The sequence below is a fragment of the Bacillus sp. FSL K6-0073 genome (assembly GCF_038006085.1).
Taxonomy (GTDB): domain Bacteria; phylum Bacillota; class Bacilli; order Bacillales; family Bacillaceae_G; genus Bacillus_A; species Bacillus_A cereus.
Map to the genome: position 1 here is coordinate 155,001 of NZ_JBBOUN010000001.1, position 19,372 is coordinate 174,372.

Sequence of the window (19,372 nt, forward strand, 5' to 3'; positions counted from 1 at the left end):
GAAGGGCCATCGCTCAACGGATAAAAGCTACCCCGGGGATAACAGGCTTATCTCCCCCAAGAGTCCACATCGACGGGGAGGTTTGGCACCTCGATGTCGGCTCATCGCATCCTGGGGCTGTAGTCGGTCCCAAGGGTTGGGCTGTTCGCCCATTAAAGCGGTACGCGAGCTGGGTTCAGAACGTCGTGAGACAGTTCGGTCCCTATCCGTCGTGGGCGTAGGAAATTTGAGAGGAGCTGTCCTTAGTACGAGAGGACCGGGATGGACGCACCGCTGGTGTACCAGTTGTTCTGCCAAGGGCATAGCTGGGTAGCTATGTGCGGAAGGGATAAGTGCTGAAAGCATCTAAGCATGAAGCCCCCCTCAAGATGAGATTTCCCATAGCGTAAGCTAGTAAGATCCCTGAAAGATGATCAGGTTGATAGGTTCGAGGTGGAAGCATGGTGACATGTGGAGCTGACGAATACTAATAGATCGAGGACTTAACCATATAATATGTAGCAATGTTATCTAGTTTTGAAGGAATATGCATTGAAATTTCTTCTTGACATTTCGAAAGAAATGTTTATAATGATAAAAGTCTGGTAATGATGGCAGAGAGGTCACACCCGTTCCCATACCGAACACGGAAGTTAAGCTCTCTAGCGCCGATGGTAGTTGGGACCTTGTCCCTGTGAGAGTAGGACGTTGCCAGGCTAATATTATTCCGCAGTAGCTCAGTGGTAGAGCTATCGGCTGTTAACCGATCGGTCGTAGGTTCGAGTCCTACCTGCGGAGCCATTATGCTTCCATAGCTCAGCTGGTAGAGCACTTCCATGGTAAGGAAGAGGTCACCGGTTCAAGCCCGGTTGGAAGCTTGGGAATAGGTTTAAAACTTTTTTGGCCCGTTGGTCAAGTGGTTAAGACACCGCCCTTTCACGGCGGTAACACGGGTTCGAATCCCGTACGGGTCACCACTTTTGGAGGATTAGCTCAGCTGGAAGAGCACCTGCCTTACAAGCAGGGGGTCGGCGGTTCGATCCCGTCATCCTCCACCATATATATTTAAAATGTCGGAGGGGTAGCGAAGTGGCTAAACGCGGCGGACTGTAAATCCGCTCCTTCGGGTTCGGCAGTTCGAATCTGCCCCCCTCCACCATTTTCTTTAAAATAACCTGAGAGGGTTTATTTTTTTGAAAAGATAACCATACTAGTAAATATTAATGGGCTATAGCCAAGCGGTAAGGCAACGGACTTTGACTCCGTCATGCGCTGGTTCGAATCCAGCTAGCCCAGCCATTTACGAGCCATTAGCTCAGTTGGTAGAGCATCTGACTTTTAATCAGAGGGTCGAAGGTTCGAGTCCTTCATGGCTCATCATTTTTGCGGAAGTAGTTCAGTGGTAGAATACAACCTTGCCAAGGTTGGGGTCGCGGGTTCGAATCCCGTCTTCCGCTTAATTAATAAGGGGCCTTAGCTCAGCTGGGAGAGCGCCTGCCTTGCACGCAGGAGGTCAGCGGTTCGATCCCGCTAGGCTCCATCTAAATAAAAAAGCTTACATCATACGATGTAAGCTTTTTTTGTGTTTAAAAAGACAACTTTTATACTTGTCGTTTAAAATGAAGAAAACGTAAAAATAAGGGATGGGGAGATAATTGTGAAAGTTGTTATTGCATCTGATTCATATAAAGAAAGCCTAAAAGCTATAGAAGTATGTGGAGCTATTGAAAGAGGTTTTAGAGCAATTTTTCCTAATGCAGAGTATGTGAAAATACCAATTGGAGATGGAGGAGAAGGGACGGTTGAATCACTTGTTGATGCTACAGGGGGGAGAATTATATCAATTAGTGTGACAGGACCGCTTAGAGAAGGTATACAAGCTTTTTATGGCATTTCTAAAGATAAAAAGACAGCGTTTATTGAAATGGCAGCAGCATCAGGATTACAGCACGTTCCAGTTGAAAAGCGCAACCCACTTATTACAACGACAAAAGGAACAGGAGAACTTATATTACATGCGTTAGATCAAGGAGTGGAGTACATAATTTTAGGACTTGGAGGAAGTGCTACAAATGATGGTGGGGCAGGTATGTTAGCAGCTTTAGGAGTAAGATTTATAAATGACAAGGGTGAAATAATAGATCCATCTGGAGGCACATTACATTCGATTGTTGCTATTGATTTTTCACGAATGGACCCACGCTTAAAGGGGGTAAAGATAGAAGCGGCATGTGATGTGGATAATCCATTAGTCGGAATGCAGGGAGCATCTTTCATATTTGGGAGACAAAAGGGTGCAAATGTAGAGATGATGAAAGAGCTAGATGAGAATTTACAACATTATGCGAATATGCTTAAACGATATGTATCTTTTGATGTATCTGAAATACCTGGTGCAGGGGCAGCGGGAGGAATGGGAGCGGCTGTTATTTCAGTGTTAAAGGGAGACTTGCGGAGGGGCATTGAAATTGTATTAGATTATACAAATTTCGATAAACATATAGAAGATGCAAATCTCATTATAACTGGTGAAGGTAGAATAGATAAACAAACTGCATATGGAAAGGCTCCTGTGGGTGTTGCGGGGCGTGCAAAACGTTTTTCTGTGCCTGTAATTGCTATTGGAGGGTCTGTATCATCTGATTATTCAGCTGTGTACGAGAAAGGAATAGATGCGGTATTTAGTATTACAACGAGACCGATGACACTAGAAGAAGCATATAAAGTAGCAGAAGAAAATATCGAAATGACAACAAAAAATATTGCAATAGTATGGAAAATAGCATCAGAAAAACACTTCTAAATGTAGGAGTGTTTTATTATTATTATTTAATAATAGTGATTGCGATTGTTTCATTAAGTTAACTTTATACATAGAATAGTCTTGAAATTTGGTTTTCAGTATGAATATAAGTGAATAAATTGTATATCCATACAGAAAAATGTCGAGTTGAGTCAGACTATATAAAAGATTTAAAATATTTAGTGAAGGCATAAAAGGGGGATACTATCTATGAAAAAAGAAATCTCAGTTATTGGAGTTCCAATGGATTTAGGACAGATGCGTCGTGGAGTTGATATGGGACCGAGCGCGATCCGTTATGCAGGGGTAATTGAAAGAATTGAAGAAATTGGATATGACGTTAAAGATATGGGAGATATATGTATAGAGAGAGAAAAAGAGATAGATGAAAATACAAAATTAAGAAACCTTACACAAGTTGCAACTGTATGTAATGAATTAGCAAGTAAGGTGGATCATATTATAGAAGAAGGTCGTTTTCCACTTGTATTAGGTGGTGACCATAGTATTGCTATCGGTACATTAGCTGGTGTAGCAAAACATTATAAAAACTTAGGCGTTATTTGGTATGATGCACACGGTGATTTAAATACAGAGGAAACTTCACCATCTGGAAATATTCATGGTATGTCACTTGCAGCAAGTTTAGGTTATGGACATTCTTCACTTGTAGATTTGTACGGAGCATATCCAAAGGTGAAAAAAGAGAATGTCGTAATTATCGGTGCGCGTGCATTGGATGAAGGAGAAAAAGATTTCATTCGCAATGAAGGTATTAAAGTGTTCTCAATGCATGAAATTGATCGTATGGGGATGACGGCTGTTATGGAAGAAACAATCGCATATTTATCTCATACTGATGGTGTACACTTATCATTAGATTTAGACGGTCTTGATCCTCATGATGCACCAGGTGTTGGAACGCCTGTAATTGGCGGTCTATCTTATCGTGAAAGTCATTTGGCGATGGAAATGTTAGCAGAAGCTGATATTATCACATCTGCTGAATTTGTTGAGGTAAATACGATTTTAGATGAGAGAAATAGAACGGCAACAACAGCAGTTGCTTTAATGGGTTCTTTATTCGGTGAAAAACTAAAATAAATGTAAGAAAAGCAACTGAGAAGTTGCTTTTTTTATTTGAAAATAGGCGTATAATAATGATTTATATTATACTGTACAATAAAAATGTTTGACATCTTACCAATTTGAGCTAAAGGGGGTTGTTTGTAATTGTCGTTTGTTTCATGTATGGTATAATTAACTAGTTGTTGGAAATACATACAGATAGAGCATAAAACAATATTTCAATATATGGATAGAATTGCTCGTAAGTAGGAGGAAGGGATAGCATGCCTTTTGAAGATACGACCATTTTGAAATATCTTAGTACGGCATTAGATATTGCCATTGTATGGTTTATTATATATAAGCTAATTCTTATAATCCGAGGGACGAAAGCTGTTCAACTTTTAAAAGGGATTACAGTTATTATCGTCGTTAAGATGATAAGTATTTTCCTTGAATTGCGTACGCTATCTTGGCTAACTGAACAAGTATTAACGTGGGGATTTTTAGCCGTTATTATTATCTTTCAGCCAGAATTGCGAAGAGCACTTGAGCAGCTAGGGCGCGGAAGTTTATTTTCGCGTGTTGGAACAAATGAGGATGATGAACCTGAAATGGTTGCAACAGCGATAGCAAAAGCAACCGAATATATGGGGAAACGTAGAATTGGTGCATTAATTACTTTGTCAAAAGAGACCGGTATGGGTGATTATGTGGAAACGGGTATTCCGCTTAATGCAAACGTATCATCGGAATTACTTATTAATATTTTTATTCCAAATACACCTCTTCATGACGGAGCGGTAATTATGCAAGGAAGTACAATTAAAGCAGCAGCATGCTATCTTCCATTATCAGAAAGTCCGTTTATTTCTAAAGAATTAGGAACTAGACATCGTGCTGCCATGGGAGTTAGTGAAGTTACTGATAGTATTACAGTAGTTGTGTCTGAAGAAACTGGTCAAATTTCTTTAACGAAAAATGGTAAGTTGCATCGTGATTTGAAGACAGAACAGCTGAAGGATATGTTATTAGCTGAATTTAGTGGAAACGAAAAAACGACTTCTTCGTCTTTATGGAATTGGAGGAGAAAGCGTCATGGATAAGTTAATGGAGAATCATTGGTTTTTAAAAGGGATCTCATTACTATTGGCGTGTATGCTTTTTATGTCAGCGACGTTAACTGAAAAAAATACGACATCAGGTATATTACCTTTTGCAAATGATACAAAAGAAACATTAACTAATTATGCTATTAATCTTAAGTATGATGAGGAGAAATATATTGTAAGTGGTATTCCAGCAGAGGGCGTTAAGGTGAAATTAGAAGGCCCAAAAGCATCAGTTGCTACAGCAAAAGCAAAAAAACAATTTGATATACCGATTGATTTGCGAGATAGTCCAAAAGGAACTTATGAGATTTCTTTAAAAACGAACGGGCTTCCAGATGATGTGAAAGGAACAGTTCAGCCATCAACAATTAAAGTTACTCTTCATGAAAAGGCGAGAAAATATGTTCATGTAGATCTGAAATTATCAAATGAGGATCAGATGCCAGCGGGGACTACACTAGAAAAATCAAGCCTTAAACCGGATACTGTTGAGGTAGTTGGGACGAAAGAAGAAATTGAAAGTATTTCATCTGCCAAAGCGTATGTTGATTTAAAAGGTGTTAATAAAACTGTTACAAAAACGCCCGAAGTTACATTATACAATAAAGAAGGAAAACGTTTAAATGTAAGAACAAGTCCATCTAAGATTAGTGTAACGTTGAATGTGGCAACGCAAACTACAGCCAATAATACTGAAAAAACTGTTCCTGTAACGTATACGAAGAAGGGGAGTTTAGCAGAAGGGTTGGCAGTTACAAATATCAGTGTTGAGCCGAGAGAAGTAACTATAGTTGGTCCAAAAGATATTTTGGATAATATACAATCGCTAGAGGGGGTCGAAGTAGATCTTAGTCAATTGACAGAGTCTACAACATTCGATGCCTCTGTTTTATTACCCAAGGGTGTAACAAGTGCAAAACCGAATCAAGTGAAGGTTTCGGTGGGAGTGCAAAAAACAAAACAAACGAAAACAAAAACGATTGATGGTATCCCAATCCAGCAAAATGGACTTTCTAAAGATGTTACTGCTCAGCTACTTTCGCCGCAAGATGGAAAGATAAGTGTTGATATTTCAGGAGAAGCAAGTATAGTAGATAAAATAACAGCTGCTCAAATAACAGCGGTAATTAATCTGCAAAATGTATCTCCAGGAACGAAAGATATTTCCATTCAAGTGAGTGGTCCTGGTAATATTTCAATAGAGCCAAAACAAAAAAGTGCTAAAGTTACTATTGTGAAGAAAGAAAAACCAGATAAAGAAGTACAGGGTAACGGTCAACAACCGGATTCAAACACCGATCAAGAAAATCAAAATGAGAAACCAAAAAATCCTGAACCTGATTCAGAAAAAGAACAGGAAAAGAATCAAAACCAAAATCAAAATCAAGATAAAGATAAAGAAACGAGTCAAGAACCAACAGTAGATAATCACAATCAAAAAGAGCAAGAAAAAGGAGCGAATCATAATGGGTAAATATTTTGGTACAGATGGAGTACGCGGAGTTGCAAATAAGGAGTTAACACCTGAATTAGCTTTCAAAATTGGACGTTTTGGTGGTTATGTATTAACAAAAGATACAGATCGTCCAAAAGTAATTATCGGTCGTGATACACGTGTATCTGGCCATATGTTAGAAGGAGCTTTAGTAGCAGGGCTATTATCAACTGGAGCAGAAGTAATGCGCCTTGGCGTTATTTCTACACCGGGCGTTGCTTATTTAACAAAAGCACTAGACGCACAAGCGGGTGTTATGATTTCTGCATCTCATAATCCAGTACAAGATAACGGTATTAAATTCTTTGGTTCAGACGGCTTTAAATTAACAGATGAGCAAGAAGCTGAGATTGAAGCTTTATTAGACAAAGAAGTTGATGAACTACCACGTCCGACAGGTACTAATCTTGGACAAGTGAGTGATTACTTTGAAGGTGGACAAAAATATTTACAGTACATTAAACAAACTGTTGAAGAAGATTTCTCTGGCCTACATATCGCTTTAGATTGTGCACATGGTGCAACTTCTTCTCTAGCTCCATACTTATTTGCAGACCTAGAAGCTGATATTTCAACGATGGGAACTTCTCCAAATGGTATGAATATTAATGAGGGTGTAGGATCTACACATCCAGAAGGCTTAGCTGAATTGGTAAAAGAAAAAGGTGCGGATATCGGACTTGCTTTTGATGGCGATGGCGACCGTTTAATTGCTGTAGACGAAAAAGGAAACATCGTTGACGGTGATCAAATTATGTTCATTTGTGCGAAGTACATGAAAGAAACTGGTCAATTAAAACATAATACAGTTGTTTCAACTGTTATGAGTAACTTAGGTTTCTACAAAGCACTTGAAGCAAATAATATTACAAGTGATAAAACAGCAGTTGGTGACCGCTACGTAATGGAAGAAATGAAGCGCGGAGGTTACAACCTAGGTGGAGAACAATCAGGCCATATTATCTTACTTGATTACATTACAACTGGTGATGGAATGTTAAGTGCACTTCAACTTGTAAACATCATGAAAATGACGAAAAAGCCATTATCTGAGCTTGCAGGAGAAATGACGAAATTCCCACAATTGCTAGTAAACGTTCGTGTAACAGATAAAAAATTAGCATTAGAAAATGAAAAAATTAAAGAAATTATTCGTGTTGTAGAGGAAGAAATGAACGGTGATGGCCGTATTCTTGTTCGCCCATCTGGAACAGAGCCACTTATTCGTGTAATGGCAGAAGCACCAACACAAGAAGTTTGTGATGCATATGTACATCGCATTGTAGAAGTTGTGAAAGCCGAAGTTGGCGCTGAATAATTAGCTGAATTTATATGAAAAAGGAGCACAAAAAGTGCTCCTTTTTCATATGTTTTATAGACGATGAAAAAAATTTCATTGACGGTTTATCCATGTTTGTTATAAGATGGTCTTGTTCTTTTTCTCAAAGGAAATATTGTAAATTATAAAAGCGCCAGAACTACAAATAGTGTAGTTGACGAGGTGGGGTTTATCGAGATTTCGGCGGATGACTCCCGGTTGTTCATCACAACCGCAAGCTTTTACTTAAATCATTAAGGTGACTTAGTGGACAAAGGTGAAAGTGTGATGAGAGAAGAGGAACGGATGAAAACTAGCTGTATAAGTATATACGGACTTAAACCCAATCGAGAGGAAGGTGAAAGCCGTTACAAGCTTACAGGGCTAGCAATATGTAATCCGTTTTTTAGTATAAATAAAAATGGTATCGGACTATGTCGTTACATGTTCGCAGAGCAGTGTAAGCATTTGTAACGGCGACTAAACATGTGTGGAATCGTAGGATTTATTGGAGAGCAAGATGCAAAGGAAATTTTATTAAAAGGTTTAGAAAAGCTAGAATATCGTGGATATGATTCAGCAGGTATTGCAGTACAAGCAGAGAACGGTGTTGTTGTATACAAAGAAAAAGGCCGTATCGCAAAACTTCGTGAAATCGTAGATGAGAACGTAGCAGCAAGCGTAGGTATCGGACACACACGCTGGGCTACACACGGTGTTCCAAGTAAAGTAAACGCGCATCCGCATCAAAGTACATCAAAACGCTTTACATTAGTTCATAACGGTGTAATTGAAAACTATGAATTAGTGAAAAAGGAATATTTACAAGATGTAACGTTCGTAAGTGAAACAGATACAGAGGTTATCGTACAGCTTATGGAACAACAAGTGAGCACAGGATTAAGTGTAGAAGAAGCGTTCCGTAATACGCTATCTCTTTTACATGGCTCTTATGCAATCGGATTACTTGATGCTGAAAATCCAAACATGATTTATGTTGCTAAAAACAAAAGCCCGCTATTAGTAGGTGTTGGTGACAACTTTAATGTTGTGGCAAGCGACGCTATGGCGATGTTACAAGTTACAGATCAATTCATTGAGTTAATGGATAAAGAAATCGTAATCGTAACGAAAGAAAGTATTACAATTAAAAACTTACAAGGTGAAACGATTGAACGTGCACCGTTTACAGCGGAATTAGACGCAAGTGATATTGAAAAGGGAACATATCCTCATTTCATGCTTAAAGAAATCGATGAGCAACCACTTGTAATCCGTAATATAATTCAAAAGTATCAAGATGAAAATGGCGAAATTGAATTAAATCAAGACATCCGCAATGCGATTTTAGATAGCGATCGTATTTACATCATTGCATGTGGAACGAGTTATCATGCAGGTCTTGTTGGAAAACAATTTATCGAGAAGTTTGCAAAAATGCCAGTTGAAGTACACGTGGCAAGTGAATTCTCTTACAACATGCCATTATTAACAGAAAAACCATTCTTCATTTACATTTCACAAAGTGGTGAAACAGCTGATAGCCGTGCAGTACTTGTACAAACAAATGAAATGGGCCATAAAGCATTAACAATTACAAACGTGCCTGGTTCTACGCTTTCTCGTGAAGCTGATTATACACTTCCGTTATACGCTGGACCAGAAATTGCAGTTGCATCAACGAAAGCTTACACAGCACAGCTTGCAGTACTTTCAATTTTAGCGGCTGATATTGCTAAAGCAAAAGGTGAAGTTCTTGATTTCGATTTAACACACGAACTAGGACTTGTAGCAAATGCAATGATAGAACTTTGTGATCAAAAAGAAGAAATGGACGCATTAGCAAAACAATTTTTAGCAACAACGCGTAACTGTTTCTTCATCGGACGTAGCGTAGACTTCTACGTAGGATTAGAAGGTGCGTTAAAACTAAAAGAAATCTCTTACATCCAAGCAGAAGGATTCGCTGGAGGAGAGTTAAAACACGGTACAATCGCTTTAATTGAAAATGGTACACCAGTTATCGCACTTGCTACACAAGAGCACGTAAACCTTGGAATTCGTGGTAACGTGAAAGAAGTAGTAGCACGCGGAGCTAACCCATGTATCATCTCAATGAAAGGCTTAGAAATGGAAGGTGACAGCTTCGTATTACCAGCTGTACACGAAGCACTAGCACCGCTAGTAGCAGTTATTCCATTACAACTTATCTCGTACTACGCAGCACTTCACCGCGAGTGTGACGTTGATAAGCCACGTAACTTAGCTAAGTCTGTTACTGTTGAGTAGGAGATTGGTAGGTTAATAAATATAGTTGTGAAGTGACAAGAAAGTTGTACCATTTACAACAAAGTTATTCATACTACAAGAAAGTTGTACATTTAGAAATGAAGTGACTTGTTAGATTATAGGAGAAAAAGCATGACATAAAAATGTCATGCTTTTTGTGTTAAGAATGGTTAATTGGTAATGAAGATAATGAACTTCGTTCATTGTACATAATATGTGTAGATTTATTGTTAAATTTGATAAAACATATGTTAAATACAGCAGTCTTTTTATAATTCTAACCAAATAGTTTAGTGAAAAAAGAAATTAATTAAAAGAGTAACTTACTAAGGGAGATTGTGATTTTTTAGGGAATAAAACGAACGGTTTATAAAAAAACAGTAGTTGTAACATACAATGATAAAATAGTAAATAAAAAAGATAAGGTGATATGAAATGAAGAAAAAACGGAATTTTAAAAAAAGAGATATGAAGATTGCAGCATCGACTCAGGTATTAGAAAAAGATAATGATGAATTATCTATTGAAGATATTCATTGGGAATACTCCGTAAATGAAAAATTTGAGCCAGATACATATGATAAACTAATGTCTTTATTGTATCCAAAGGAAATTCATGAAGAAGGTATTTCTGAGGAAGAAATTAAGCACCGTTTTGCGGTAGAAAAATTATTTTATGAGAAAGATAATTTAAGTTTATTATTAAAGTATATATATGGTAAGTGTGGGAAGTTAAGTAAAGCAAACGTTGAAGCAACGCATTTTTTGATGGTTATATCAAGAATTATGTATTTATATCATACTTTAGGTGACTTTAAAGGAGCTTCAGAATTATTAAAAGTTGCAGGGGTAGGGAATTGTTCAAAAGCTTTATTAAAAATAGATGAGGAGGCAAGAGAACAAGAATTAGTAAATTATTATTACTTTGTCTTCTTATATTTAATTACTAAGAAGGAAAATGAAGAATTTTTAGAAGAAGATAAGGAGATAACTATAAATTTATTTGAACTATGCATAGATAACCGGATAGAACTTCAAAATATTAATTACTATAGAGTTGATACTTATTACATTGCAAGGTTATTTTTTATGAATTACCAACATTTGTATAGTAAAGTTGGGAAACAAAAGTTTGAACATGTAGTAATGAATTTTTCTCATTTATTACTTAATAAGAAATTTTATTTCTTTGATTCGATTAATGGCTGGAAAAGTAGTACTCAAAATTTCCTTGAAGAGTGGGATGAATTTTATAGTGGAGTAGAAGAACTAATATTAAATGATTTAGTAATTCGTTTTTTGTACTTTATAAAACCAGTTTTTAAGGGATACATTTATTTTGAATTTCGTGAACCAATTGAAGGTGTTCTACCGAAGTTTAAAACTTTTTTTAAAAAATGGAAAGTAGATTTTGTAATGAAATATAGGGAGGTTTTAGGGACTCTAACTAAAAAAATATGTGAGATAGATGATTATGGTCAAAATTTTATTTGTTCGCAACAAGATATTACATGTTTTTTTGATTTGTTAGATGAATCAAAGCATACAAAATATAAGAAAAAATTCGCGGAAGAATATATTTTGTCAAATATAACATCATATTCTTTTATGAAGTTTTATGAAGAGAAAATGTATCGTCAGTTTGCTTTATTATACAATAAATGTGAAAATGAAAAATTAAAAGAACAAGTTAAGAATGGACTTTCTTTTGAATTAGCATATTGTTTATCTGAAAGTGGTGAAAAAGAACAGGCTAAGGAAATATATGAGGCTATGATTAAAAAGGGAAAAGAAGGATCAGGAGTTTTTAATAACTTGGGAGTCATTTACCGAGATATAGATAAAAATTACATGAAAGCTTTAGATTTATTTAACAAAGCGAATAAGATATTACCCAATGATCAAATAATAATACAAAATATAAATACTACAAAAAAAATGATTGATGAGCAAAAATCTCATCCGCAAAAAATAGTTGAGCGCTATTTTAAAAAGACGGATAGTCAACATAAAAAAATCATTTTTACAATTTATCGTTTTCAAGGTCAGGAATATGTATCTAATGAATTACTTATGAATGCTACTAATTTTAAAGGACGTTATTTTGAAAAACTTATAAGGCACTTGCAATCATTAGAACTGATTTATTTTGATGCTGGAAGAGGATGGTACATTGATCATGCAATTAAAGAAAATGTAGAGAGCTATATAAATCCTAAGTTGGAGCGACAAATTATTAAATGGGATAATAATTGTTTTTATCGTCCTATTTTCTATCATGAAGCAGAGATCAATTTATATAGGGTTTTAAAGGAATTGTTTCCAATGCACTTAGTATTTCCGAATATGGATTTAAAAACTATAATTGATGCTGAAAAAATCCGTGATTACCTTGATAATGATATATTAGACTATTTCTTTAAGGCGCATGTAGACTTTGCAATTGTTGATACAACAAATTATTTTCCTATTATGACATATGAACGTGACAGTACTTATCAAGACCACGAGCCTCAAAAAAGCAATGCCATAAAGAAAAATATAATTTTCCAAACAAGTGGTCTACCTTTAATTCGCCTTCGCTATAGCCCTTCAATGGATTATGAGCGCTTGAAAGAAGAAATAAAACAGACAACAAAGGAGTTCTTTTTAGAAATTCAACAAGGTAATAATAGTGAGAGTAAGCGTATACTTAAATCTTTTGATTTAAAAAAGTTTGATATCTACAATGAGTTACCTAATATTAATGATATTCAAGACAAGTGGTCTGCTATTGTTGGTGAATTAATCGCTGAAAATACTATTGAGATACAAATGTTAAAAGAGACCGGTATTGTAATAATTTTTTTAAGCGAAAAAGTTAAATCAATAGTGGAAATGGGAAAAGAAAACATAAAGAAAAGCATGTATCAAGAATTTCCGGTACTTAATGCACTTGAATTTAAATGGGAAAGCAGTAAAAAAGAAGATTAAATTTTGGCGCTTCTAGTCACTATTGGGGACTGGAATGCTATTAGGTGTGTTAATTTCAGCTTTAGAGTGGATGGGAAACATAGTATATACAATATATGAATTTACCTTATTATTATGAAGTATATGATAAAAAGCACGATATAAATTTATCGTGTTTTTTATTTTATCTAGGTTTTTATAGGGATAAAAGGTAAGAAATCAATATGTAGTTTTACAATAGTTTTTAAAGTCCATATATTGATATGTTGTTTGTTCAGTGATATAATAAGTTTTTGTGTAAGGAAGATATTGTATAAAATATTAAAGGGTTATAGTGAAAGTAAAACTATTCTAAACAAGAGAGAGTTATATAAAAGAGAGATTGCAAGTTAGAAAAGTAGAGGGGGCAGTAGATGAATTCTAAAGCAGATGTAATTTTAGACATATTTGAAGAAAAGCTACTCAAACACTATGGTACTAGTATTATTAGGGCATCTCAGTTACAAATGGCATTAGATATTGGAGAGTTTTTGGAGTCTAGTAAGAGAGTAATGATTATTGAGGCACCAGTAGGAACAGGAAAGTCATTAGGAGCATTAGTTCCAGTCTTAGTAGATCGGAAATATAATACATTCGATAAAAGGAATGTTATGTATGCTACTGCTACTATTAATTTGCAAGGACAGTTAATGAGGAGTGAAATTCCACTATTACGTAAACTGGGGTTAGTAAATAACCCAATTGTTGCAAAGGGAAAATCACATTATTATTGTCACTTTAGGATGAAGAATTCAAGTCAAAAAATAGAAAATGAATTATTTTCGCGTGCAGATCAACATGTTTTGGAAAAGTTTTTTCGATTAAGTAAGACGGGGCAAAGGAGCGAATTAGAAGAGGAACATGGCTTTAATATAGAGGATAAAAAATGGAAAAGAGTTGAGTTATCTAATAAGTCTAATTGTAGGGCTTGTCAATTTTCAATGGTATGTCCGACGATTATACATCGGAGAAGATTTAAAGCAATTGAAAATGATGTAGTTATAACCAATCATGATCAACTAATTAATTCGTTTTTAAATGCAATGGATATGGATAGTATTTATGAGCCAGTACTAAAAACTGATATGGGGCTAGTGATAATTGATGAAGCTCACGATTTTTTGGAAACATTTATTGGTCGTTTAGAAAAAACGTTTACTCTGTCTTACTTGAGGAATCTTGAAAAATATATAGAACGTGACAATTATAAGTGGAAAAAAGCCGTAGATAGATTAAGAGCATGGGTAAAAAGGAACAAAGAATATAATAAGAAGTCAGATGCGGGGCGCTACTTGTTAACAGACTTTGTATTTTCTATTTTAAAAACGCTACAAAAAATCTTAAATGAAAATCTATTTCAGGCAAAGTACCGAAGGGCTGAAATATTGGACGAATTGTCTGGTATTCTCCATAGATTTTTACAGAAGGAGAAGTATACGTCTTGGATAAGCTTAGAAGATGATGAATTTCATGTCATAGAAAATAATTATAAAGAGGTATTCCGACAGATGTTAGATTATATCAAGAATTCCAATAAAATTATATTTATGTCGGGTACCCTTACGGTGAATAAAGATTTTTCTTATATTAAAAATCAGTGGAATATTAAAAGTGGAGAAGCGGTAACAAAAGTTTTAAATAGTCCATTTGATTACAAGAATCAAGCACTTATTTACATACCTAAGAAATTAGGTAATCCTAATAAAGATGAGTTTATAGAAAATGCATTAAAAGAGATTCGTAAATTACTGAGGTTGACAGGGGGACGCACGCTTCTTTTAAATACCTCTAAGGACCATATGGATGAATTTTATAATGGAATCAAAGTAGAATTAGCGACTTCTAACGTTCCATTATACAAACAAGGAGAAAGTGGAGTTGAAAATTTAACTAAACGTTTTAAAGAATTAGAAGAGAGTGTGTTAGTTGGATCCGGTAGTTTTTTCTCTGGGTTTTCAATAGCAGGAACTTCTTTAACATCAGTTATTATAAATAAGTTACCATTTCCAGCTTTTAATGATCCTATTATAGAGTTAATGAGTATGGGAATTAAAAAGGAAGATAGGTTTAAAAAAGTTAGTTATCCAATGATGATAAATAAGTTAGATCAAGCGGTAGGGCGCTTAATTAGAAGTATTGAGGATTATGGAATTGTCACAATACTTGATGAGCGCATTTATACATCTCAAGGGTATGGTAAGGATGTGCGAGAGTTATTAAAAGAACAAGGGTATGTATTGACTAGATCATGGGAAGAGGTAGAATCTTTTTATATTAAAAAGTTAGGAAAAGGAGCGGAAGCTGAATATAAACCATATAACAAAGAAGCATTAGATATTGGAAATTTGTTAAGCCGTCCTAACCGTAAATTATTAGCTAAAACACAGAAGAGAAAACATATAAAAGTGAAAATGTATGAACCTAAGAAGATAAAAAAAGATCAAAAGTTATTCTTAGAAAAGGTATGTAAAGATGCTAACTTTAAAATTATTCTAAATGGAACTACAGAGCTTGTATTTAAAGAAGTCTGTATTAGTTTAGCTATGGATAAGCTTCCTATTCCTCAAACAATGAAGGGTTTTCCATATAGAGATATTGAAGAGAAAGAAAAGCTTAGTCAATATTTAGATTTTAAAGTAGCTAATAAGACGGTAGAAGAAATCTATAGGGAAAATGAAGTGAAGACAGCAAAAAACAGAGTAAATAAAGACCAAAGAGAATTTTTAAAGAATCTCATGGAACAGGAAGGAATAACAGGTTCTATAAAGAGAGAAGTAAACGATGCTTATAAGGTAGTATATGATGAACTATACAGTAATTGGAAGGATGTGTCTTATTTAAGGAAGTGTTTTCCATATCAAGATGAAGAAGAAAAAAGAGAGTTATTTACTTACCATGGGGGAACGAGGAAAAGGGCATATCCTTTATGTACGCAATTAGGGTGCAGTGGTGAATGTAGTGAACAGGAACATAAGCAAATAATAGCTTATCTTATCGATACCTATGGAGCTACAAAGGTTGAATATATGGGGAGAACGGGGAAACAACGGGTTCTAATTGAACCTATAGAAATATTAGATCAAGATGAATTTCGACCAAGTGAACTATTACAAAATGTTTAAAAACATTCTAAAAAGATGTGAGGAAGCTATTCTTTATACTATTACTAGTTTTGCATGGGGAACAATAGCAGAATAAAAAATTAATTTATTATGCTTTTTTATTCTGTGTAGTTTTTATAACAAGCAAAAGAAGAAATATAATGATACTATTTCTTTTGCTTGTTACTCAATCTAAAATAATTGCTTAAAGTTTGTATTTTCTATAGTTATTTAATATTAATATTAATAAGGTGGTATTACTCTTTGGACTTTGAGACTAAAAATTCTACTTCTTGAATTAACAGGGAGGGTTTGACATCAAGAGTTTCAGCTAATGCAAATATAGTATTGATTGTGGGTTTTCTTTTACCACGTTCAAGAAGACTAATATATGTTCTATCTAAACTAGAGTTAAGTGCGAGCTGTTCTTGACTTATATTAGTGATATGCCGGTATTTTTGTAGGGTAATTCCAAAGGCTTCTTCGATTTTCAAGAAATCACTCTCCTTATATTTATAAGATAATTTTGAGAGAGTAATCTTCTTTTAACTACAGACTATAGTCTGCATTTACTTGTAATATACAGCCAATGTTTAGGAGGAAGTATAAAGAAAACGGCCATAATGTAGTTATTAGGCCTCACCATACATGTCCATCAATTTAAGAGATTTTAATACCCCCTAATTACTCAAAAACGTCATTCTTTCTAATCTAGCTTGTTTAGAAAGAATGACGTTTTTTGATGAACCCCTCGATTCAAGATGAACTACAACCATTTGCAAAGGAATTACAACGATATGTGACACCTGTATTTTTAGAAGAACTTGCAAGAGAAATGGGATTTATAAAGCGAAAACGTAAGTTTTCTGGCTCAGACTTAGCCCCGATTTGTATTTGAATCAGTCAACGAGTAGCAGGTGGATCCCTTAGTATGATTATGTAGTAAGCTTCATGCAGCCACTTGCACTTTACTCAGCCCTGAGGGCTTAAATAAATGTTTAAATGCTAAAGCAGTTTTGTTTTCACAACATATTTTCTCTTTACTGTTACAACAAAAAGTATGTGAACAAACACAAATCTCTAACCTTCTCTTCTCTTATTTTCAACGAATACGTATCTTAGATGCTACTGTATTTCAGGTGCCGAATGCTTTAGAGGATGTATATCCAGGCTCTGGAGGCTGTGCTCAAACAGCCGAAATCAAAATTCAATTAGGATATGATCTGCACAGTAGAAAATTTCTTAACTTTCAAGTTGGACCAGAAAAAAATAACGACAAAATATTTGGCACGAAGTGCTTAAATACTTTACGACCAGGAGATTTATGTATTCGTGATTCGGCTTATTTCATGTCGAAATTCATACTGGGATCTCATAAATATATATGAAACTTGACGTATATAAAAAACAAATGTAATATATAAATAACAAAAGTAAACTATAGTATAGGAGGGTTTTTAGATGCTTACCAAAGTTAAGCGGATTCGACTTGAAAAAGGTATGACACAAGGAGAATTAGCAAAATTGACAAATGTTAGCAGGCAAACAATAGGTTTAATTGAACAAGGCGCATATAATCCATCTTTAAATCTTTGTATTAAGATTTGTCAAACCCTTGGAGTTACTTTAAATGATTTATTTTGGGAGGAGTTGTAATAATGAAAAATATCTTAGAAAAAATGTACTTGAGATTTATAAACAAGGTAAGCGAAAGAGATGAATATCAAATACAAGAAATAAACAAAGAGTTTGCTATTGCAGGGTTAATGTTATGGTATGCAAATATACTAGCTATGTTTATTATGCTAGTAGTTGATACTATTAATCACACCTTATCTATAGGAACTATAATTACCTTTGTGGTCAATATGCTTTACGCTAACTATCTAATGTGGAAATTAAAAAAGAAAAGATTGAATGATATAGAATGCTCTACAAAAGAAGAATTTTTTAAAAAGAAAAAACAGATTAAAAAATCTAGTATTAGAGCTGGTTTACTTTGGACCTTTGAAATGTTTATATTAATGTGCTATGTTTTTCCTTATTTAAGCTCAGGGAAAATATCAGTTTCTTTCTCTGATATTATTATATGGGTTTGTGCAGGCTTATTCTTTGGTTCTAGCATGTATGTAATTTCATTATTTAATTTAAAAAAGTTATATTAGTTGAAATTAGAATATAAGTGAAATACGATCTATAGAATTAAACCTTTCTTTCTGTAAATTCTAAAATTGGATAACATATATTTTAAGCATACTGTTAGAAAGTAAGAAATTTTATACATATTACAATTGCTAGTTCTAGCCTATATAAATTAAAAGCGATTAAATTAAAAACCCAATTTAATCGCTTTTTTCATTCTAATCATTATTAGATATATAATTTATTAGCAACCGCCAATGCCGCCAGCAATGCCGCCAGCTAAAGCGCCTACGCCGCTGCCATAAATTACAGCAGGACCGAATTCCCAAGTGTATCCAGCTCCTGTTAGGAATCCACTAACTGCGCCAGAAGCGATGCCTGCTACACATTTACCAGCTCCACCAGCTGAAATTTCTAAAAGTTCTTTTTCTGTAAGTGTCTCTAAGTTCATAATATGATTCTCCTTTTATCTTTTATTAGCAACTACCAATTCCGCCAGCAACGCCACCAGCTAAAGCGCCTACGCCGCCGCCATAAATTACAGCAGGGCCGAATTCCCAAGTGTAGCTAGCACCATTCAGGAATCCTAATGCTGCGCCAGAAGCGATGCCTGCTACACATTTACCAGCTCCACCAGCTGAAATTTCTAAAAGTTCTTTTTCTGTAAGTGTCTCTAAGTTCATAATATGATTCTCCTTTTATTTTTTATTAGCAACCAGCAATTCCGCCAGCAACGCCGCCAGCTAAAGCACCTACGCCGCTACCGTAAATTACAGCAGGACCAAATTCCCAAGTGTAGCTAGCTCCTGTTAGGAATCCACCGACTGCGCCAGAAGCGATACCTGCTACACATTTACCAGCTCCACCAGCTGAAATTTCTAAAAGTTCTTTTTCTGTAAGTAATTCTAATTTCATAATGATTCATACCCCTTATTATTATATTTTTGATTATTACACGTAATTAATTAGTTAATATTATAAAAATGTTATTATTACTATTGTTTAATCGCGATATAACAATCATGTTTTTTATAATAACACTTATTTCCAGGAATGATAGATAATATGCAAAAT

15 protein-coding genes, 9 tRNA genes, 2 rRNA genes and 1 pseudogene (1 of these 27 running past the window's edge) are annotated in these 19,372 nt (G+C 34.9%); 23 read left to right on the forward strand and 4 right to left on the reverse strand.

Annotated elements, in window-relative coordinates; genetic code table 11:
• The 20 genes from MHB52_RS00885 to MHB52_RS00980 all read left to right on the forward strand — a co-directional run.
• Positions 1-490 (forward strand): 23S ribosomal RNA (locus MHB52_RS00885); it begins 2,433 nt to the left of the window's first position.
• 90 nt (positions 491-580) lie between these two features.
• Positions 581-696, forward strand: a 5S ribosomal RNA gene (rrf, locus tag MHB52_RS00890).
• Between the two features lie 9 nt (positions 697-705).
• Positions 706-780 (forward strand) — tRNA-Asn (locus MHB52_RS00895).
• A gap of 4 nt (positions 781-784) precedes the next feature.
• Positions 785-857, forward strand: a tRNA-Thr gene (locus tag MHB52_RS00900).
• Positions 858-881: 24 nt separating this feature from the next.
• Positions 882-956: transfer RNA gene (locus MHB52_RS00905), tRNA-Glu, on the forward strand.
• A gap of 5 nt (positions 957-961) precedes the next feature.
• Positions 962-1,037: transfer RNA gene (locus tag MHB52_RS00910), tRNA-Val, on the forward strand.
• Between the two features lie 17 nt (positions 1,038-1,054).
• Positions 1,055-1,138 (forward strand) — tRNA-Tyr (locus MHB52_RS00915).
• A 65-nt stretch (positions 1,139-1,203) separates the two neighbouring features.
• Positions 1,204-1,278, forward strand: a tRNA-Gln gene (locus MHB52_RS00920).
• Positions 1,279-1,283: 5 nt separating this feature from the next.
• A tRNA-Lys gene (locus tag MHB52_RS00925) sits at positions 1,284-1,356 on the forward strand.
• Between the two features lie 8 nt (positions 1,357-1,364).
• Positions 1,365-1,436 (forward strand) — tRNA-Gly (locus MHB52_RS00930).
• A gap of 10 nt (positions 1,437-1,446) precedes the next feature.
• Positions 1,447-1,519: transfer RNA gene (locus MHB52_RS00935), tRNA-Ala, on the forward strand.
• Positions 1,520-1,636: 117 nt separating this feature from the next.
• The gene (locus MHB52_RS00940) at positions 1,637-2,782 is read left to right on the forward strand and encodes a glycerate kinase (protein ID WP_061664882.1); all 1,146 of its coding nucleotides are present in this window, start codon (positions 1,637-1,639) and stop codon (positions 2,780-2,782) included.
• Between the two features lie 210 nt (positions 2,783-2,992).
• Positions 2,993-3,886, forward strand: a complete 894-nt coding sequence (gene rocF, locus MHB52_RS00945; RefSeq protein WP_000711563.1) for an arginase — start codon at positions 2,993-2,995, stop codon at positions 3,884-3,886.
• Positions 3,887-4,134: 248 nt separating this feature from the next.
• On the forward strand, positions 4,135-4,956 hold the full coding sequence (gene cdaA / locus MHB52_RS00950) for a diadenylate cyclase CdaA (RefSeq protein ID WP_001115698.1): 822 nt from the start codon (positions 4,135-4,137) through the stop codon (positions 4,954-4,956).
• Positions 4,949-6,436 (forward strand): CdaR family protein, encoded by a 1,488-nt coding sequence (locus MHB52_RS00955; protein WP_044797174.1) that lies wholly within the window; start codon positions 4,949-4,951, stop codon positions 6,434-6,436. Before cdaA ends, MHB52_RS00955 begins: the two co-directional genes overlap by 8 nt.
• Complete coding sequence (gene glmM, locus MHB52_RS00960) at positions 6,429-7,775, forward strand: phosphoglucosamine mutase (protein ID WP_000521476.1); 1,347 nt, start codon at positions 6,429-6,431, stop codon at positions 7,773-7,775. Before MHB52_RS00955 ends, glmM begins: the two co-directional genes overlap by 8 nt.
• Before the next feature lie 288 nt (positions 7,776-8,063).
• A complete protein-coding gene (locus tag MHB52_RS00965; RefSeq protein ID WP_001206405.1) occupies positions 8,064-8,249 on the forward strand; it encodes a hypothetical protein in 186 nt (61 codons plus the stop codon).
• 12 nt (positions 8,250-8,261) lie between these two features.
• Entirely contained in the window at positions 8,262-10,064 is a 1,803-nt protein-coding gene (glmS, locus tag MHB52_RS00970) for a glutamine--fructose-6-phosphate transaminase (isomerizing) (protein WP_061664883.1), read from the forward strand.
• A gap of 435 nt (positions 10,065-10,499) precedes the next feature.
• Complete coding sequence (locus tag MHB52_RS00975) at positions 10,500-13,037, forward strand: DUF2726 domain-containing protein (RefSeq protein WP_061664884.1); 2,538 nt, start codon at positions 10,500-10,502, stop codon at positions 13,035-13,037.
• Positions 13,038-13,429: 392 nt separating this feature from the next.
• Complete coding sequence (locus tag MHB52_RS00980; protein WP_061664885.1) at positions 13,430-16,177, forward strand: ATP-dependent DNA helicase; 2,748 nt, start codon at positions 13,430-13,432, stop codon at positions 16,175-16,177.
• Between the two features lie 236 nt (positions 16,178-16,413).
• On the opposite strand, the gene MHB52_RS00985 is transcribed toward MHB52_RS00980, so the two are convergent.
• A complete protein-coding gene (locus MHB52_RS00985) occupies positions 16,414-16,650 on the reverse strand; it encodes a helix-turn-helix domain-containing protein (RefSeq protein ID WP_000687419.1) in 237 nt (78 codons plus the stop codon).
• Positions 16,651-16,898: 248 nt separating this feature from the next.
• Here MHB52_RS00985 and MHB52_RS00990 point away from each other — a divergent pair.
• From MHB52_RS00990 to MHB52_RS01000, 3 genes and pseudogenes are all read left to right on the forward strand, one after another.
• Positions 16,899-17,505 (forward strand): annotated as a pseudogene (locus MHB52_RS00990) (IS4 family transposase); the annotation flags it as partial.
• Positions 17,506-17,617: 112 nt separating this feature from the next.
• The gene (locus MHB52_RS00995; RefSeq protein ID WP_000956454.1) at positions 17,618-17,812 is read left to right on the forward strand and encodes a helix-turn-helix transcriptional regulator; all 195 of its coding nucleotides are present in this window, start codon (positions 17,618-17,620) and stop codon (positions 17,810-17,812) included.
• Positions 17,813-17,814: 2 nt separating this feature from the next.
• The gene (locus MHB52_RS01000) at positions 17,815-18,321 is read left to right on the forward strand and encodes a DUF3278 domain-containing protein (protein WP_080451740.1); all 507 of its coding nucleotides are present in this window, start codon (positions 17,815-17,817) and stop codon (positions 18,319-18,321) included.
• 221 nt (positions 18,322-18,542) lie between these two features.
• On the opposite strand, the gene MHB52_RS01005 is transcribed toward MHB52_RS01000, so the two are convergent.
• The 3 genes from MHB52_RS01005 to MHB52_RS01015 are packed head-to-tail and all read right to left on the reverse strand — an operon-like array spanning position 18,543 to position 19,213.
• On the reverse strand, positions 18,543-18,749 hold the full coding sequence (locus MHB52_RS01005) for a Blp family class II bacteriocin (protein WP_001047701.1): 207 nt from the start codon (positions 18,747-18,749) through the stop codon (positions 18,543-18,545).
• A gap of 25 nt (positions 18,750-18,774) precedes the next feature.
• Positions 18,775-18,981, reverse strand: a complete 207-nt coding sequence (locus MHB52_RS01010) for a Blp family class II bacteriocin (RefSeq protein ID WP_001047700.1) — start codon at positions 18,979-18,981, stop codon at positions 18,775-18,777.
• A gap of 25 nt (positions 18,982-19,006) precedes the next feature.
• Positions 19,007-19,213 (reverse strand): Blp family class II bacteriocin, encoded by a 207-nt coding sequence (locus MHB52_RS01015; protein WP_000764228.1) that lies wholly within the window; start codon positions 19,211-19,213, stop codon positions 19,007-19,009.
• Positions 19,214-19,372 lie beyond the last annotated feature (159 nt).